We start from the raw sequence: 17,712 nt of genomic DNA on the forward strand, positions 1-17,712 counted from the left end.
TGCTGGAGCTACGAATGAATTGATTTCGCCGTGAATCATTGACCCGGTGATCGGGCGATAACCCAGCGACTCGATGTGCCGATGAGGACTACAGTCGAATGACTGTCTAGCCGGGGTGGGCGGAGACATGGGCTATCGACTGGCTGTCGACATGGGTACGACATTTACGGCTGCTGCTGCGGTCGAAACCGGGCATGAGAACCCGTCGATGCACGAGCTGGGGAATCGCGCCGTGCAGATCCCGTCCGTGCTCTATCTGCAGGAGGACGGGCAATTCCTCGTGGGGGAGGCTGCCGAGCGTCGCGGCGCGACGGATCCCTCCCGGGTGGTGCGCGAGTTCAAACGCAGGATCGGTGATCGGGTGCCGCTGTTGATCGCCGGTACGCCGTTCACTGCCCAGGTCTTGTCGGCCAGGTTGTTGTCGTGGGTGGTCGCCTCGGCAACCGAGCGGCTCGGCGCTCCGCCGGATGAGGTCGTGCTGACCTATCCGGCGGGCTGGGGCGTCCACAAGCGCAGGCTGGTCGATGAGGTGATTGCGCTGGCCGACGTCGGCGCGACCCTGACCTGTCCGGAGCCGGTGGCGGCCGCGATTCACTACTCGACGGAGTCGCACCTGGAACCGGGCAGCCGGGTGGCGGTCTACGACCTCGGCGGCGGCACGTTCGACGTGTGTGTGGTGGAGAAGACCGAGTCCGGGTTCACGATCCTCGGTACGCCGGACGGCGTCGAGCAGCTGGGCGGGGTCGACTTCGACGAGAAGGTCTTCCAGCACGTGTTCGAGGCGTTGGGCCCGTTCGTCGACGAACTGGATCTGGACAGCCCGGAAGGCGTCGCCGCCCTGACCCGATTGCGGCGGGAGTGTGTGGAGGCGAAGGAGTCCCTGTCGACTGATGTTGTCACGGTGATCCCGGTAGCGTTGCCGGGCCGCAGTACGTCGGTCCGGCTGACGCGAGCCGAGTTCGAGACGCTGATCGCACCAGATCTCGACAGGACCCTGGAGGCTACCGCTCGGGCGTTGCATGCGTCCGGTACGACTGCCGAGCAACTGACCGCGATCGTGCTGGTCGGTGGCAGTTCCCGGATCCCACTCGTGAGTCAGCTGCTCCAGGCGAGGTTCCTGATCCAGCCTGCGGTCAACACCCATCCGAAGTACGACGTCGCGCTGGGAGCCGCGGAGTACCAGGTCGCGCCGGCGCGACCGATCGGCGCTGAGCAGCCGGCTGCGTCGCTGCCTGTCGCCTGGCCGATGGAGATCGATGAGGCGGATCAGGTCGCCGATTCGGTGAGTCGGGGCGGCCGGATCGCAAGGCTTCGGCCGCTCGAATGGGTCGCCGGCCTGTCGGAGCGCACCCGGCGCCTCTCCGCAGTTGCCGCGGCCGCGATCGCGGTCGCCGTGGTCACAGTCGTCGCCGTCCTTTTCGCCACACAGGATGGGGCGTCGACTGCTACCGACCCACGAGATACCGCGTCGCCGACGCCGGCTCCGACCAGCTCAGTGCCGCTGCCAGCAGGCGCAGCCCTCTTCGGCATGGCAATCAGCCCCGATGGCCAACGTGTCTATGTCAGTCATCAAAGGTCGAACCTGGTCTCGGTCGTCGATGTGCGCACGAAGGCCGTGGTCGGCCAGATCAAGGTCGGCCGCCAGCCGCTCGGGGTTGCCGTCAGTGACCGCGATGGTCACATCTACGCGGTGAACTCCGGATCGGGCACCGTCACCAAGATCGACGAAGCCACGCTCGCTCCGATGGGTTCGCCGATCGGGGTGGGAACGCAGCCGCAATCGATCGTGACGAGGCCGGGCAGGAGCATCGCCTACGTGACGAACGTCGGGGATGACACGGTTTCTGTCGTCGATCTCGAGAACGAGAAGGTCATCAAGACGATTCGGGTCGGTGACAGACCCCTGAATCTGGCCATCGGTGCGAGTGGCCGCCGGGTGTATGTCGCGAACGCCGGCTCCGCCACCGTCTCGGTGATCAACACCGCGACGAACCAGATCTCCGGCACGATCCCAGTGCGTGCGAAGCCTCACGACATCGCGGTCAGCTCGGAGACCCAACGGCTGTACCTGACGCACAACGGATCGAACGTCATCTCGGTGATCGACACCACCAACTGGGAGCCCACGGGCGTTCAGATCAAGCTCGCGGCAGAGCCGTTCGACCTGGTCCTGAGCGGGCGCGGGCAGAGGCTGTATGCGACGTTGAACAAGTCCGGCCTGATTGCTGTGGTCGACACCCGCACGACACCCCGCGTCGGCGTACCGATTCCGGTGGGCGACGAGCCGGCCGGCATCGCCATCAGCGAGGACGGGGAGCGCCTGTACGTCACCAATAACGACTCGGGGACCGTCTCGGTCATCAACACTGCGGATAACGAGCCCGTCGGTCAACCGATCGAGGTATCGCCTTCGCCGTCGGACGCGCCGCAGACCGATCCGCCACCGACCAGACGCAAGACCGCACCGCCCCCAGCCACCCGGCGGACGTCCGCTCCACACACCTCGCCGGAGACTACGACGGAACCTCCGCCCGACACACCGACGAGCCCTTCGCCCACTCCCACTCCGTCACGGGCCATCACGCCGACGTTCACCCCGCCGATCACGATCGGATGACCCTGACGATGGCTCGTTCCCGGCCACCCGGTCGCTGACCGCGAGCGGTGCCGTTGCGCCTTCGGGCAGAGAAGACTGCCCTCGAAGATGCCTGAGTGCAGCAGGTGCGGCGATCGCGTACCGATCACGCTTCGAGGATGGCCGCCGCACGCCAGACGGGCTCCTCTGTGAAGACCGAGGTCAGTGACGCTCTTGCCGACGGCAAGCGCCGGGCCGCGGCGGTCCCCGCACGCAGCGACGCTCGTCCGCGCGGCTTGATGGCGTTGCAGCGTTCAGCGGGGAACGCGGCCGTCAACGCGCTGCTCGCTGCGAAGCTCAGGTCGCCGGGCGGGGACGCTGTCGGTGACATCGATGCGGCGCTGCGAGAGGTCCGGCGCGATGAGCCGGCGGTCGACACTGTGGAGAAGGGGCTGAAGGCAGCCAAGGCGGCTGGCGTGCCGGTTGATCTGGAAGGGCCCAAGCCACCTGCGTCGGCGCTGGCCGTGACGACGACCGGCTTCGGACCTGGAGCGGTTGCGCCGAAGAAGCCCGTGCCGCCGCCGAAGCCGGTACCTAAGGTCAGCCCGCTGGGCAAGGCGGGCGCGAAGGCTGCCAAGCCTGGCAAGTCGGGCGGCGGCGGCGCCGGTACTGCGGGCCCGGCGGTCGCGGGTGGTGCTGCCGGCGGGGGCGGTGCGGCCGCGCCGGAGATGGCTCCGCTGTCTGCCGATCAACTCTTGCAGCCGCCCGTCGCGCCGACCGGAGTACGGCCTGAAGAGGATGCCGCGTTCACCCAGGTGACGGGGAACGTGAAGGGCTTCGCCAAGGCCAAGCGGGCGCATCCGCCGGCGGCGTCGAAGGCCAAGGAGGCCCAGGACGCCGCGCTCGCCCCGACCGACGATCTCACCGGCCAGGCCAAGGCAGCCAAGGCCGACACGATGGACGCCCAGCAGGCGGGGACCTTCGACAAGAAGGCCTTCATCACGGCGGTGAAGACGGCCATCGAGGCGAAGTCGCCGAAGACCCTGAAGGAAGCCGACGACTACAAGGAGTCCGGCAAGGCGGGCGAGGTCAAGGGCGAGATCAAGGGCATGGTCGGCCAGGGCAAGGAGGGTCAGGCCAAGGACATCGAGACCGCGACCGAGGCACCGCCGGACATGTCGAAGGGCGTCGCGAAGCCGGTCACGCCGATGGAGACCGAGCAACCCGGCCAGGTTGCCGCGATCCCGGCGGCCGGGGCCGCTCCTAAGGTGGCGCCGCCCGAGCAGACCAACCTGGAGGCCGGCAAGCACGAGGCTAATCAGGAGATGGCCGAGGCTGAGGTTACGGATCAGCAGTTGGCGCAGTCGAACGAGCCGCAGTTCCAGGGCGCGCTCGCCGACAAGCAGACTGCCGCCGCCCACGCTGACACCGCTCCGGCCGAGTTCCGCGCCCAGGAGCAGCAGGTCATCCAGCAGAACAAGACCGAGGCGGCCGCCGAGACGAAGACCGGGGTCGCCGGACTACAAGGTGCCAAGGGAGCCGCGCTCGCCAAACTGGTTGCTGCCAAGGGCAAGACCAAGTCGAAGGACGAGGCGAAACGCGCCGAGGTCACCACCAAGATCCAGAGCATCTTCGCCGCCGCCGAGACCGACGTGAAGAAGATCCTGGACGGCATCGACCCGCAGGTGGACGCCGAATTCGAGCAAGGGGAGAAGAAGGCCCGGACCGCTTTCGAGACGTACGTGGCGGCCAAGATGTCGGCGTACAAGAAGGACCGGTACGGCGGCTGGCTCGGTGGGCTGCGCTGGGCCAAGGACAAGCTGTTCGGGATGCCGTCGAAGGTGAACGAGTTCTACGAGGCCGGGCGGGAGATCTACCTCCAGCAGATGAACGTGGTGATCTCCAAGGTCGCCGACATCGTCGGCGGCGAACTGACCAGAGCGAAGACTCGGATCGCGACCGGCCGGGGTGAGATCGCGACGTACGTGAAGAGCCTGCCGACGGACCTTCAGAAGGTCGGCTCCGAGGCGTCGAAGGAGATCGGCGAGAAGTTCTCGGAGCTGGAGAGCGACGTCGACTCCAAGCAGGACGCGCTGGTGGACACGCTCGCGACGAAGTACAGCGAGGCACGCAAGGGCCTGGACGAGCGGATCGAGGAGCTGCAGGCCGAGAACAAGGGCCTGGTGGACAAGGCGATCGGCGCGATCAAGGCCGTGATCAACACCATCCGCGAGCTCGTCTCGATGCTGAAGAACGTGCTCGCCCGGGTGGCCGGCGTGGTCGGCGACATCGTCAAGAACCCGGTCGGCTTCCTGTCGAACCTGATCGACGGGGTCAAGGGCGGCATCCTCAAGTTCAAGGACAACATCCTCGACCACCTGCGCAAGGGGTTGATGAGCTGGCTGTTCGGGGCGCTGGCCGAGGGCGGCGTACAGCTGCCCGACAAGTTCGACATCAAGGGCATCCTGCAGTTGCTGCTGTCGCTGTTCGGCCTCACCTGGGCCAACATCCGCAACCGGCTGGTGAAGAACATCGGCGAGCCGGCGATGGCGGCGATGGAGAAGGGCGTCGAGATCTTCCAGAAACTCCGCAGCGAAGGCATCGCGGGGCTGTGGCAGATGCTGATGGAGAAGCTCGGCGACATCAAGGAGATGATCCTCGAGCAGGTGAAGGACTTCGTCATCACGAAGATCATCACCGCCGGCATCACCTGGCTGATCGGCCTGCTCAACCCGGCCGCAGCGTTCATCAAGGCCTGCAAGCTGATCTACGACGTGGTGATGTTCTTCGTGAACAACGCCGGCCGGATCATGAAGTTCGTCAACACCGTGATCGACTCGGTCGCCGACATCGTCCGCGGCAACGTCTCCGGAGTAGTCAACAAGATCAACGACGTCCTCGGCCAGATGGTCCCCATCATCATCGGCTTCCTCGCCAGCGTCATAGGCCTAGGCGGCATCGGCCAGAAGATCCGCGAGATCGTAGAAAAGCTCCAAAAACCAGTAAACAAAGCCCTCGACTTCGTAATCAAAACCGGCCTCAAGTTGGCCGGCCCCATCATCCGAGGCCTCAAAGGCATCGGCAAGAAGGTCAAGTCCAAGATCGCCGCCGGCAAGGCGTACGTCAAAGGCAAGGTCGAAGCCGGCAAGGCCTACGTCAAGGGGAAGATCGCCTCCGCCAAGGACAAACTCACCGGCAAGCACGAGGATGACCGGCGAACACCCGCCCAGAAGCAGGAAGCGGTGGATGCAGCCATTCGCGATGTTGAGGGTGCCATGTCCCGTCCAGATGCGGACCGAACGAAAGTAGCGGCGGCCCTGCCCGCGATCCGAAAGCGGCATGGACTCAAGGAACTGAAGCTTGTCGACAGCAGCACGCCGTCTAAGTATCACGCACATGCCGTCCTGAACCCGACCAAGGACAGCAAAGACACGACCGGTGGCATGACGGTGGAGCAGGCGGTCAGAGCGCTGCGGCGAGGGGCCACTGAGGTCACCGTCCGCAATCGAGAAGAGGGGCTCCGCGTAGTGCGGGAGGCGTACCCGAATGCACTCGAGCGGCCTGGGGCCAACGTCGGATCTGCGTACGAGTCTGGGGACGTGGGCCGATCCATCGCCTCCTACCGCGAGGACCGTCAACGCTTGTTGCTTTATCACGTCGATGCCGCGAAATATCGAGTCGCCGAGATCATGCCGGCCATTGATGCTGAGATTGTAGGCAAGGACAAGGCAATCGCGGCGGCCAGGCAGGCACAGGACTACATCGTCGCGGAGATCGAGAGCCGGCAGGCTCGCTCCCCGAGGGTGAACCCCGGCGTGCGAGTCGACTACTCCCAGCAGTTGGCCAAGTTGACCGCACAGATCGCTGAGCTCGAGGGGCACAGACGCGGATTGGAGGCAAGTAAGCGAGCGTTTAGCCGCAACCTGGCCACATACCAAGCTCGAGAAGCGGAGGGCATGCTGTATGGACATGAGACCGTCGCGTCCGGTCACCCGCATCGCACGGCTCCGCATATCAACGTCGAGGGCTCGACGATCGTCGTGCGCAACGGCATAGAAGCACGGGAGTCGATCAGCGTGACCATCTACTTCGGGGCTACCTGACATGGGCGAGAAGTCTCGGCGGGAGACGGAAGTGCGAAGGCGGGCGGCGGAAGGCCGCGCCGCCTACGGCACCAGAAAGCTGGAAGGGGACGATCTGTTCGTCGCCGCGTCCGTGCAGCCATCCGGTGAGCAGTTCCTCGTCACGGTCGACTTCTATCGAGCGGTCGGTGCATTCGGCGATTCCATTCGAGAGGAATTCCAGTTGTTTCCTGACGTTGACATGGCCTTAGACCATCTCTCCGCCGTCAGTGGCATCCCGGTGTCCGACCTCAAGACTGACTAGGGGTTCAGGCATGCCCACGGAGCTGCGGCGGGTATGAGAAGTCCGGAGGGCCTGCCCTTTCGGGCAGCGGAGGGTGCCCGGCGATCGAGGGCGAGGCGTTGTTCGGCTGGCATCGGGGTGGGACCTTGGGAGTCAGGGAACTTCAGGAGGGCTCGTGATGCGTGACCACAGTTTTGACTCGGAGGAAGCGGCCCTACGGCCTAAGGGTGGGCGGGTTAAGGAGCAGGTTTCGGATCACGTGGGGAAGGCTGCGGCTGAAGGGCGTACCGATGTGCTGGGTGGGCCCGGGATGTTGGGGTTGCAGCGGGCTGTGGGGAATAGCGGGGTGACGGCGATGGTCGAGGAGGAGAGGTCGCCGGTGCATGACGTGGTTTCGGGTGGGGGGCGGCCGTTGGAGGCTGAAGTTCGGGGGGAGATGGAGGGGCGGCTGGGGCATGACTTCTCGGATGTGCGGGTGCATGACGATGGGGCTGCGCATGAGTCGGCTAAGGCTGTGAATGCGCATGCGTACACCGTGGGGAGCAATGTGGTGTTCCAGCGGGATAAGTACGACCCGGGTTCGGATGCCGGCAAGGTGATGTTGGCGCATGAGTTGACGCATGTGGTGCAGCAGCGGAGTGGGCCGGTGGATGGGTCTTCGGCTCCCGGTGGGATCAAGGTGAGTGATCCTTCCGACCGGTTCGAGCGCGAGGCTGCTTCTACTGCGGAGCGTGCGATGGCGGCTCCTGCTCCCGCCCCATCGCTCGTGGCTGCTGCTGCGGCTCCCGTCCAGCGTGATGTGGATGAGGCTGCCGCGCCGCCTGTGCAGCGGGATGAGGCACCGGCCGAGGAGGAGAAGGAGGAAGAAGCCGTTCAGGGCGCCTTCGTCCAGCGCGATGAGGAAGAAGTTCAAGAGGAAGAGTCCTGAGTTCACGCCTACAACCCCAGTGAGCTGGCACTCAGTCGTGGATTGGCGGTGTTGGCAATCGGTTTCCCGCACCCAAATCCACGATTCGGCGAGCAGACCGGCGCTTGTGTGGACAGCGGCGGGGGCCAGCGGGTGCACTTGGTACATGTATGTGCGCAAGCGGCCTGGAGGTACGGCGGCGCGGAAGGCGTCGGGGGTTGTGGCGCGGGCGGTCACCGGCGGCACGCAGTACGAGCGGGTGTTGGCGTTGCAGCAGACGGTGGGGAATCGCGCGGTGTCGATGGCACTGCGTGGTGGGCCGGTGAGTGTGAATCTGCATGGGGAGACCAAGGGCAACTACGACGGCGGTACGAGCGTCGTGAGCAAGCCGAAGGTCGTGCGGGCGAAGGGGTGTGACTGCCCGGACGAGGATCCTTGTCTGCGGGCTACTGGGACGATTGCGGTGACGTACCACGTGGATGTGGACATCCGGATGCCACCAGTGCCGGACGGGCTGAGTGAGTGCCAGGAGCGGCGGGCGAGGTCGTTCCTCCGGGACGTGCTCGGGCCGCATGAGCAGGACCATGCGCGGCGGCTGCGGACGTACAACGGGACCACGCGCCGGCCGTACTCGATCACAGGCTGTGGAAAGGCCGGCCTGGAGACCGAGATGTCGACCAAGCTGCAGGAGATGCACGACACCGAGGCCGCCGACCGCGCCACCGCAGCCGATAATCACTCGGCCGCCATCGATCCCTTCGTACGGCCCATCGATCTCGACTGCTGAGCCCTCACCGGAGCGAGCTTCGGACACGAAGCGGAGGTTCGGATACCAAGGTGGGGGTTCGGACACGCTATTTCCTGCTCACGTCCCCAGTTCCTGTTCACGGTCCCGTGTTCTGGCCTGTCGCTTGCCCGGCTTGCCTGCTTGCCCCGCTTGTCGCGCTTGCCCTACTGGCACTACGAGGTTCCCCTTCGGGCAATTAGGAGTGCCCTGGTCTGCGTCCGGTCGGTCGGGCACGGGGGCAGGTGGGGGCTTCAGGCTGGAGCAAACCTGATCGAGGAGGGGCAGCATGCCGACGTACCTGTCACCAGGTGTGTATGTGGAGGAAGTCGAATCGGGCGCACGCCCGCTCGAGGGTGTCGGTACGGCGGTGGCCGCGTTTGTCGGGCTCGCCGAGGACGGCCCCTTCAACCAGGCGACGTTGATCAGCAACTGGACGGCGTTCACGGATACCTTCGGCGGATTCGTCGCCGGGTCGTACATGGCGCAGGCGGTGTACGGATACTTCCTGAACGGCGGCGGCAACTGTTACGTCGTACGGATCGGCGGTGGAGCTGATTCCAGCGACGGCAATGGCAAGGGTGCTCGCGGACGCAAGGAGTTGCCGGCCGGACCGCAGGCGATGCTCGGGCGGTTCCGGGTGGTGGCGATCGACGCGGAGCAGGCGCCGGGGGAGTTGAGCGTCGAGATCACCGACGCCGGCGGGGAGAACCCGTCCGAGGACATGTTCAAGATCGTGGTGAAGCAGAACGGCAACCAGGTCGAGGAGTTCGACCGGCTCACCGTGTCCCGGGGCAAGACCAATGTCGCCACCGTGGTGAACGCGCAGTCCAAGCTGATCAAGATCGAGGAGGTCACGGGCGCGGCACTCGAGAAGCCCGCGCTCGGGGAGGTCGCGCTGGCCGTACCGCCGCCGGCGCCCGCAGTACCGTCGCCGCGGCTGAGCGCCGAGGACTACGTCGGCGACGTGTCCGACCGGACCGGGTTCGGCGGGCTGGAGGCGGTCGACGAGATCACCATGCTCTGCGTGCCTGACTTGATGAGCGCGTATCAGCAGGGCGCGATCGACCTCGAGACGGTTCAGGCGGTCCAGCTGGCGATGCTCGCGCACTGCGAGCTGATGGGTGACCGGATCGCGATCCTCGACTCGCCGCCGGGGCTGAACGCCCAGCAGGTGAAGGAATGGCTGGTCGACAAGGCGGGCTACGACTCGGCGTTCGGCGCGCTCTACTTCCCGTGGATCAAGACTGCCGACCCGTCCACCGGGCAGCTCGGCTTCATGCCGCCGTCCGGGCACATGGCCGGGATCTGGGGTCGCAACGACGACACCCGCGGCGTCCACAAAGCGCCGGCTAACGAGATCATCCGGGGCGCGGTCAGCCTCGAGGTACAGATCACCAAGGCGGAACACGATCTTCTCAACCCGGTCGGCATCAACGTACTGCGGACCTTCCCGGGCCGGGGCAACCGTGTCTGGGGGGCGCGGACCCTGTCGTCCGATCCGGCCTGGCGCTACCTGAACGTCCGGCGGCTGTTCAACTACCTGGAAGAGTCCATCCTCGCCGGCACCAACTGGGTCGTGTTCGAGCCGAACGACGAGGCGCTGTGGGCCCGGGTACGGCGGACCATCTCCGCGTTCCTGGTGAACGAGTGGCGCAACGGCGCACTGTTCGGCCAGACCCCGGACGACGCGTTCTTCGTCAAGTGCGACGCCGAGACGAACCCGTCCGAAGGGATCGACGCCGGCCAGGTGGTCTGTGAGATCGGGGTCGCGCCGGTCAAGCCGGCCGAGTTCATCATCTTCCGCCTGTCCCAGTACTCCGGCGGCACCAGCCTGGTCAGCGAGTGACCTCCACGCAGCGAGAAAGGTAACCAGTCATGCCACTTCCGGACATGGACTCCGGTGTCGGTCACTCCTTCGGGCTGGAGTTCGACGGCATCCAGATCAAGAGCATCACCGAGATCAGCGGCCTGAAGATGGAACAGGACGTGATCGAGCTCAAGGAGAACGGTGCCGACGGCAAGTATGTGATCAAGAAGCTGCCCGGCCGCTGGAAGGCACCGGAGATCACCCTGACCCGCGGTCTGTCGTCGGACACGAGTTTCGACAAGTGGATCAAGGATTCCCAGTTCGGCAAGATGGGTGCGGTCCGCAAGGGCGGTGCGATCATCGTGTACGACTACGAGGGCGCGCCGCTGAAGCGGTACAAGCTCACCAACGCCTGGCCGAAGAGCCTCGAGATCGGCACCATGAAGGCCGGCGACACCTCGGTGATGACCGAGAAGCTGGTCGTCACCTGCGAGCGGCTCGAGGTGGAGTGATGCGCCGCACCACGTCCGGCACGCTCGACCAGGCCCCGGAGTACGCGCAACCGGCCGGACCTGCGGACCTCGCGGCCGCGCCCGCCGCGCGCGACACCTTGCGGACCGAGTTTCCGTTCGTGTTGCCTCGTGGGTACGTCGACTCGGCGGGCGTGGTGCATCGCGACGGGGTGATGCGGCTGGCGACGGCACGGGACGAGCTGGTGCCGTTACGGGACGATCGGGTGCGCGAGAACCCGGCGTACCTGACGGTCGTCCTGCTCGGCCGGGTCGTCACCCGGCTCGGCAGTCACACCGACATCCATGCCGGGGTGATCGAGGACCTGTTCGCGGCGGATCTGGCGTTCCTGCAGGACCTGTACCGACGGGTGAACCAGGAAGGGCACACCAGGGCCGGGGTGAACTGTCCCGAGTGCGGTCACGCGTTCGCGGTCGACCTGGCCGGTGGTCGCCTGGGGGAATCGTGACGTACGCGCCCGACCAGCTGTACTCCGAGGTCGCGTACGTCGCCTACCACTTCCACTGGTCCCGCGAGGAGATCCTCGACCTCGAGCACCCCGAACGCCGCCGTTTCGTCGACGAGATCGCTTCGCTGAACACCCGCATCCAGTCCGGGAGGTGACCCATGCGCTGGCCCTTCCACCGCAACACGACGCCTTCGCCGGACACCGGGGTGGGCGCTGGTGTAGGTGGCGGCGAGTCTGGCGCCGGGTCGGCTGAAGTGCGGGCTGGGTGGCGAGAGCTTCCGCCGTTGCAGCGGTCGACCGAGGATCTCGTACCGATCGCGCCGGCGGCTTCGTTTCGCGAGTCGCTGGCCGCGCATCAGGACCCACGCTTCTTGGCGCCGCTCGGTCATTCGCTCGTTGTCGACGCGCCGGCCGGTGAGGTCAGTGGATACGCGACACCTGTGTCGGAGGTTGCGCACAGGGTGAGCTTTCCGCATCCGCCGAGTGCAGACATCTCCGGTACTGCAACCGGCAGGGCGCCGGTCGGTCTGCAACGAGCTGTCGACGGAGGTTCCTCGTCGTCCGTCCCGCGTGCGTTTTCGTTGCCAGCTGCAACCACATTCGCTGCCTCGGAACTCCCGGCGGTAGAACCACGTCCGGTCCCGGCGACTGCCGTCCCGGCGACTCCGGTCCCGGCGACTCCCGTCCCGGCGACTCCGGCCCCGGTGACTTCGGTGCCGGCGAGTTCCCTGCCGGTGGTCCAAACCTCGCCCGACCCGGTGCCGTCGACGTCTGTGCCGACCGTGCCATCCGTCCCATCAGCGCCGCCCGCGCCGTCCGCGCCGGTGGTCTCGAGGTCGGTCGAGTCACACGATCACAGCCATCACGACCACAGCCAGCACGAGCAGACAGAACACGACCACACCCAACACGAGCACGTGGCTGATGAGCAGACGCTTGCTGGGCAAGGGGGCGAGGTGGTGGGGGCACCGGTGCAGGAGATGCCGCTGGTTGGGTTGTCGGAGCCGCTTGGGCAATCGCCGTTCGTGTCTGCGCTCGGTGGTCCGGAGCCAGGACCTAGCGTTCAGCGGGCAGCTGAGGCCGAGCCAGTGGTGAAGCAGGCACCAGGGGCTGAGCTCGTGGTGCACCGGGTGGCGGAGGTTGGGCCGGTGGCGCAGCGGGCTGTGGAGGTTCAGCGAGAGGTGCCGGAGGCGTCGGTAAACGTCAACTCGATGCCGGTGGCGCACCGGTGGTTGCAGCCCGAGTTCGCGGTGCAGCGGGCGGCGGAGTCCGGTGGAGTGGTATCCGGTGGATTGGTGTCGGGCGGGAACGTGGCTGGCGGGAATGTAGCCGGCGGGAACCTCTCTGGCGGCGAATCCGGGGATGGGGCAGCGGTGACCGCGCATGCGATGCCTGTTCCTGTGGTGCCGGACAGTGTGGCTGATGCGGCGGTCGCGCAGAGGGCGGTAGACGGAGTACTGCCTGTCCATCATGTGCAGCGGACGGTGGGCGGCGAGCCGGTTGCGCCGGCGGTACAGCGCTCAAGTGTGGACGAGCCGTCGCGCGGAACGCGTAGCGAGGTTGGGCTTGTGGGGCAGCGTGAGATGGCAGTGCAGAGGGCTGTCGAGGCAGAGTCGGCGGGGCGGGAAGCTGCTGCCGATGGGCATCCGACTCGCATCGCGGGGATTGGCCCGGTCGTGCAGGGGGTCGGCGAGGGTGCGGACGGAGTGCAACGGGCAGCCGGGGGCAGTGCCCAGGTGCAACGCGCTGTCGAAGGCGCAAACGGGCTGGCTGGGCCGACCGAGCGGGGTCGTGTTGAGGCGGTGCAGCGGAGCATCGTTGGTGGGGGCGCAGCGGCCGCACACGGTCCGGGGGCCGAACGGGTTGTGCAGCGGGCTGTTGAGGTCGGGCCGGTGGTGGCGCGGGAAGTAGCAGGGACGGCTGAACTGTTGTGGCCGCCTCCAGGTGGAGTGGATGAGGGGGAGACGGCGCCGTTGTCCAGTGCGGTCCCTTTGACCGTGCCGGAGGTGCAGCGGCCGGTGAGTGTTCCGGTGGGGAGCACGCCCCCGGCAGTTCAGCGGGTTGTTTACGGACACCCTGGTCTTGGCTCACCAGCCAGGCCTCCACGAGCTGCACCCCAAGCGCCTTCAGTACAAACCGCGCCTGCAGCACAAGCAGCACCAGCAGCGCAAGTACCGGCCTCGGTTGGGCAGGGAAGTGCGGACGGGGAAGTGCTCTCCTGGACTTTGGGGGACAGCTTTCACGCGGGGGAACCCGTAGAGCCCGCAGTACAGCGGGCTGAGGTTGTTCGGTCGGTGTCCCTGCAGCAGATGTTCAGTGGGCATGCCATGACGGCACCAGCAGAGGCGGACCACGCAGTACAGCGGGATGAAGCACCGCAGGAAGCACCCGCGGTCCAGACGGCGGAACCAGCACCAGCACCAGCGGCGGCACCAGTACCAGCACCAGCGGCGGGTCCCGCTGCAGGCGGGGCGAAGACGGTGAGTGCGGCCGAGGTGGAGGAGTTGGCGAAACGGTTGTACGAGCCGTTGACGGCGAAACTACGGGCCGAGCTCTGGCTGGATCGTGAACGCGCCGGGCGGGTGACTGACAGATGGTAGGACCGACTGCAGTGGGGGTGGCGGGATGAATCCGCAGTATCCGGAACCGGCGGTGAGTGTCTGCTTCGGGGTGACCATCGACGACAAGCGGCTGGGTGCGTTCAACAGCTGTGAGGGGCTCGGGCTGGAGGTTGTGGTGGAGCAGCGCGAGGAGGGCGGGCAGAACGGGTTCATCTGGCAGCTTCCGACCCGGATCAAGTACACGAACATCAAGCTGACCCGGCCGCTGTGCCAGGACACCACCGAGGTGATGGCCTGGCTGGCCAGCATGACGTCGGGGGTGAAACCGTCGACCGGAAGCATCACGGCGATGACGGCCGCCCTCAAGCCGGTGGCGCAGTGGAAGCTGGCCGGCGTGATCCCGGTGAAGTGGAGCGGGCCCGGGCTGAACCTGGACTCGCCGAAGGTGGCGATGGAGACGCTGGAGATCGCGCATCACGGTTTCACCGCGGAGAGGGTCGCGTGATGACCAATCCGATCGCGCTCAAGGCCTCGGGCGGCGCCGGCAGTTCGGCGCCGGCGGAGGACAAGAAGTCGCTGCAGAAGGCGAAGCTGAAGCTGTTCGATCCGACCACCAAGGGTGGTCCGCTGGGCCAGGATCGCGGCGAGATCCCGTTCCAGTTCAACCCGAAGGAGGTGACGATCCAGAAGTCCGCCAAGTGGGAGCGGAAGCCGGCCAAGAAGGCGAAGTCGGCCGGGTCGGTGGAGTTCAACGGCGCCGAGCCGTGCAAGCTCACCGTCGAGATGTTCTTCGATGCCTCCGGCAACCAGGACGGCAGCGTGGTGGCGGCGGTCGAGAAGCTGTTCAGCTGCTGCGTGCCGACCGAGGACAGCCGGGGCAAGGACAAGCCGACGCCGCCGCTGGTCATGTTGCAGTGGGGCAAGATCGCCAGCTTCCCGGCCTTCGTCACCTCGGTGAACGTGAAGTACACGCTGTTCAGCTCCGACGGCATCCCGATCCGCGCGGTCTGCAGTGTCGCGATGGAGGAGATGCCGAACGAGCCGTGGCGGCAGAACCCGACCTCCGGCGGCCAGTCCGTTCGCCGGTCGCACCGGACGATCGACGGTGACACGCTCGCCTCGCTGGCCTACGCGGAGTACGGCGATCCGGGCATGTGGCGCACGATCGCGAAGTACAACGGGATCGACGATCCGATCCGGCTGCCGAGTGGCTCGGTGGTCGTGTTCCCGGCGGCCGAGGAGCTGGTCTGATGTCGATCGTCAACAGCTGCCTGATCGAGATCAACTCCTCGCCGCTGCCGGAGGATGTGGTTAACCTGTTGAGCACGATCTACGTGGACGACAGCCAGCGGTTGCCGGATCTGTTCGAGATCAGGTTCCGCGACGGCGACCACGTCGTACTGGCGAAGACCGGCGCGAAGATCGGCGCCGCGGTACGGATCTCGGTGCTGCCCAGTACCAGTCAGACCGCCGTCCTGTTGATGGCCGGCGAGATCACCGCGCTGGAGGCCGAGTTCGACACCGGCGGGTCGTTCACGGTGATCCGGGGCTACGACCCGGCCCATCGACTGTTCCGGGGACGCGGGACCGGCAGCTACCTGCAGATGACGGCGTCGGACATCGCGCAGAAGGTGTCGCAGCGAGCCGGTTTCACCAACGGCACGATCAAGTCGACGACCACCGTGTTCGAGCACGTGTCACAAGCAGGTACGAGCGACTGGGAGTTGCTGGACGCGCTGGCCGCGGATGCCGGCTACGAGGTCTCGGTCCGCGACGGCAAGTTCAACTTCGGTCCACCGGAGACGGCATCCGCCGCACCCAACGGCGAAGAGAACCCGCTCGTTCTCAAGCTCGGCACGGACCTGCTCAGGTTCCGTGCCGTGCTCACCTCGGCCGGACAGGTCAAGGAGGTCGAGGTCCGCGGTTGGGACACGTCGACCAAGCAAGCACTCACGACCAGGCGCCCGGCCGAGACCAGGAGCGCCGAACTGCCGCAGGCGAGTCCGGCCGATTTCGCGCATGCCTTCGGCGACAAGGTGTACGTCGCGACCGACGTACCGCACCGGACCCAGGCCGAGGTGGATGCGGCCGCCGCCGCGATCGCGGAGGGGATCGCGGGGGCGTTCGCCGAGTTCACCGGGGTCGCCCAGGGGAACCCGGCCCTGAAAGCCGGCGTGGCGATCACCGTTGACAACCTGGGCGCGCCCTTCGACGGTAAGTACACCGTGACCACGACCAGGCACCGGATCGACCCGACGACGGGCTACACGACGTCGTTCGCGGTCACCGGCGCCCACGACCGCAGCCTGCTCGGCCTGACCGGCTCGACGGGAGCCCAGCGGGCGCCGACGGGAGTCGTCATCGGCCAGGTCAGCGACAACAACGACCCCGAGAAACTCGGCCGGGTGAAGGTGACGCTTCCGTGGCTGTCGGACGACTACGTGAGCGCCTGGGCCCGGACCGTCCACGCTGGTGCGGGCAAGGACCGCGGCACGCTGATCATCCCCGAGGTCGGTGACGAGGTACTGGTCGTCTTCGAGCAGGGCGACCTGAGAAGGCCTTATGTCCTCGGCGGTCTCTACAACGGCGTCGACAAACCGGACGCCAACGGCATCGACCCGATCGACTCCGGCTCGGGCGCGGTCAACCGGCGATCGATCGTGTCGAGGAAGGGCCATCGCATCGACCTGCTCGACCAGGACGGCCAGCAGGAAGGCATCACGCTGGCCACCGGCGACGGCAAGCTCAGCGTGACGGTCGACTCGACCAGTACGACGATCACCGTGCACGCCGACGGGACGGTGAAGATCGAGGGCAGCAAGGGCATCGTGATCGACGCGGCCGCCGCCAAACTCGAACTCAAGGGTGGCGAGGTCGCGGTCACCGCGACCGGCAACCTGCAGCTCAAAGGCGCCAACACGACCGTCGAAGGTAGCGCCAACACCGAGGTCAAGGGCGGCGCGATGTGCTCCGTCTCGGCCGCCCTGGTCAAGATCAACTGAGGAGGCAGCCATGCCCGCAGCAGCCCGGGTCGGCGACCCGACCGGACATCCGGGGGTGATCGGCCCACCCGGCGTACCGACCGTGCTGATCGCCGGGATGCCCGCGGCGACGGTCGGGACGCCGCACATCTGCTCGTTCCCACCGCCGGCGGTGCATCCGCCGACCGTGATCGCGCCGCCCGGTTGCCCGACCGTGCTGATCGGTGGCATGCCGGCCGCGCGGATGGGCGATCTGGCCGCTTGCGGTGCGCCGATCGTGATGGGCGCACCGACCGTCATGATCGGAGGCTGAGATGAGTACCGACTTCATCGGCGCCGGCTGGGCCTTCCCGGTCAGCACGGACGCCACCGGCGGGGTCGCACTGGTCACCCGGGAACGCGAGATCGAGCAGGCGATCCGCCTCATCCTCGGCACCGCCAGGGGCGAGCGGCCGATGCGGCCCGAGTTCGGCTGCCGGATCCACGACCACGTCTTCGGGCCGGCGAACGCGGCCACCGCGGGTCAGATCGCGTACGACGTCCGGGAAGCGCTGGAACGCTGGGAGCCGCGGATCTCGGTCGAGGACGTCGGCGTCGGCTACGACCGGATCGAACAGGGCCGGGTGCTGGTCGACATCGGCTACGTCATCCTCGGCACCAACGATCCACGCAACCTGGTCTTCCCGTTCTACACGATCCCGGACGAAGAGATCGCCGGTACGACGCTGCCGGCCGAGCTGGGGGTCTGAG

Annotated in this window: 14 protein-coding genes; all 14 read left to right on the forward strand. The window is 66.7% G+C overall.

The genetic code is table 11. The features are described 5' to 3' along the window. Positions 1-127 precede the first annotated feature (127 nt). The 14 genes from ACFPJ1_RS17660 (at position 128) to ACFPJ1_RS17725 (ending at position 17,711) form a co-directional block, all read left to right on the forward strand. Complete coding sequence (locus tag ACFPJ1_RS17660; RefSeq protein ID WP_380105109.1) at positions 128-2,617, forward strand: Hsp70 family protein; 2,490 nt, start codon at positions 128-130, stop codon at positions 2,615-2,617. 137 nt (positions 2,618-2,754) lie between these two features. Next, complete coding sequence (locus ACFPJ1_RS17665; protein WP_380105110.1) at positions 2,755-6,678, forward strand: phage tail protein; 3,924 nt, start codon at positions 2,755-2,757, stop codon at positions 6,676-6,678. Between the two features lies 1 nt (position 6,679). Further along, positions 6,680-6,961 (forward strand): hypothetical protein, encoded by a 282-nt coding sequence (locus tag ACFPJ1_RS17670; RefSeq protein ID WP_380105111.1) that lies wholly within the window; start codon positions 6,680-6,682, stop codon positions 6,959-6,961. A 334-nt stretch (positions 6,962-7,295) separates the two neighbouring features. After that, complete coding sequence (locus tag ACFPJ1_RS17675) at positions 7,296-7,868, forward strand: eCIS core domain-containing protein (RefSeq protein WP_380105112.1); 573 nt, start codon at positions 7,296-7,298, stop codon at positions 7,866-7,868. Between the two features lie 145 nt (positions 7,869-8,013). Then, positions 8,014-8,634 carry a hypothetical protein gene (locus ACFPJ1_RS17680; RefSeq protein ID WP_380105114.1) on the forward strand — a complete coding sequence of 207 codons (621 nt, stop codon included), beginning with the start codon at positions 8,014-8,016 and terminating at the stop codon, positions 8,632-8,634. Positions 8,635-8,920: 286 nt separating this feature from the next. Beyond that, positions 8,921-10,480 (forward strand): phage tail sheath family protein, encoded by a 1,560-nt coding sequence (locus ACFPJ1_RS17685; protein ID WP_380105115.1) that lies wholly within the window; start codon positions 8,921-8,923, stop codon positions 10,478-10,480. Positions 10,481-10,509: 29 nt separating this feature from the next. Continuing rightward, positions 10,510-10,953 carry a phage tail protein gene (locus tag ACFPJ1_RS17690; protein ID WP_132193769.1) on the forward strand — a complete coding sequence of 148 codons (444 nt, stop codon included), beginning with the start codon at positions 10,510-10,512 and terminating at the stop codon, positions 10,951-10,953. Further along, on the forward strand, positions 10,953-11,420 hold the full coding sequence (locus ACFPJ1_RS17695) for a hypothetical protein (RefSeq protein WP_380105116.1): 468 nt from the start codon (positions 10,953-10,955) through the stop codon (positions 11,418-11,420). The genes ACFPJ1_RS17690 and ACFPJ1_RS17695 overlap by 1 nt, the downstream gene beginning before the upstream one ends. Further along, positions 11,417-11,575, forward strand: a complete 159-nt coding sequence (locus ACFPJ1_RS17700) for a DUF6760 family protein (protein WP_199240151.1) — start codon at positions 11,417-11,419, stop codon at positions 11,573-11,575. Before ACFPJ1_RS17695 ends, ACFPJ1_RS17700 begins: the two co-directional genes overlap by 4 nt. Positions 11,576-14,045: 2,470 nt before the next feature. Beyond that, entirely contained in the window at positions 14,046-14,486 is a 441-nt protein-coding gene (locus tag ACFPJ1_RS17705) for a phage tail protein (protein ID WP_380105118.1), read from the forward strand. Beyond that, positions 14,486-15,232, forward strand: coding sequence for a CIS tube protein (locus tag ACFPJ1_RS17710; RefSeq protein WP_380105120.1), 747 nt, complete (start codon positions 14,486-14,488; stop codon positions 15,230-15,232). The genes ACFPJ1_RS17705 and ACFPJ1_RS17710 overlap by 1 nt, the downstream gene beginning before the upstream one ends. Next, on the forward strand, positions 15,232-16,983 hold the full coding sequence (locus ACFPJ1_RS17715; RefSeq protein ID WP_380105122.1) for a VgrG-related protein: 1,752 nt from the start codon (positions 15,232-15,234) through the stop codon (positions 16,981-16,983). Before ACFPJ1_RS17710 ends, ACFPJ1_RS17715 begins: the two co-directional genes overlap by 1 nt. A 10-nt stretch (positions 16,984-16,993) precedes the next feature. After that, complete coding sequence (locus ACFPJ1_RS17720) at positions 16,994-17,275, forward strand: PAAR domain-containing protein (protein ID WP_132193759.1); 282 nt, start codon at positions 16,994-16,996, stop codon at positions 17,273-17,275. 1 nt (position 17,276) lies between these two features. Then, positions 17,277-17,711: a GPW/gp25 family protein gene (locus ACFPJ1_RS17725; protein WP_132297512.1), complete on the forward strand. Its 435-nt coding sequence runs from the start codon at positions 17,277-17,279 to the stop codon at positions 17,709-17,711. The last annotated feature ends 1 nt before the right edge of the window (position 17,712 follow it).

The organism is Kribbella qitaiheensis (assembly GCF_042657745.1).
GTDB classification, from domain to species: Bacteria; Actinomycetota; Actinomycetes; order Propionibacteriales; family Kribbellaceae; genus Kribbella; species Kribbella qitaiheensis.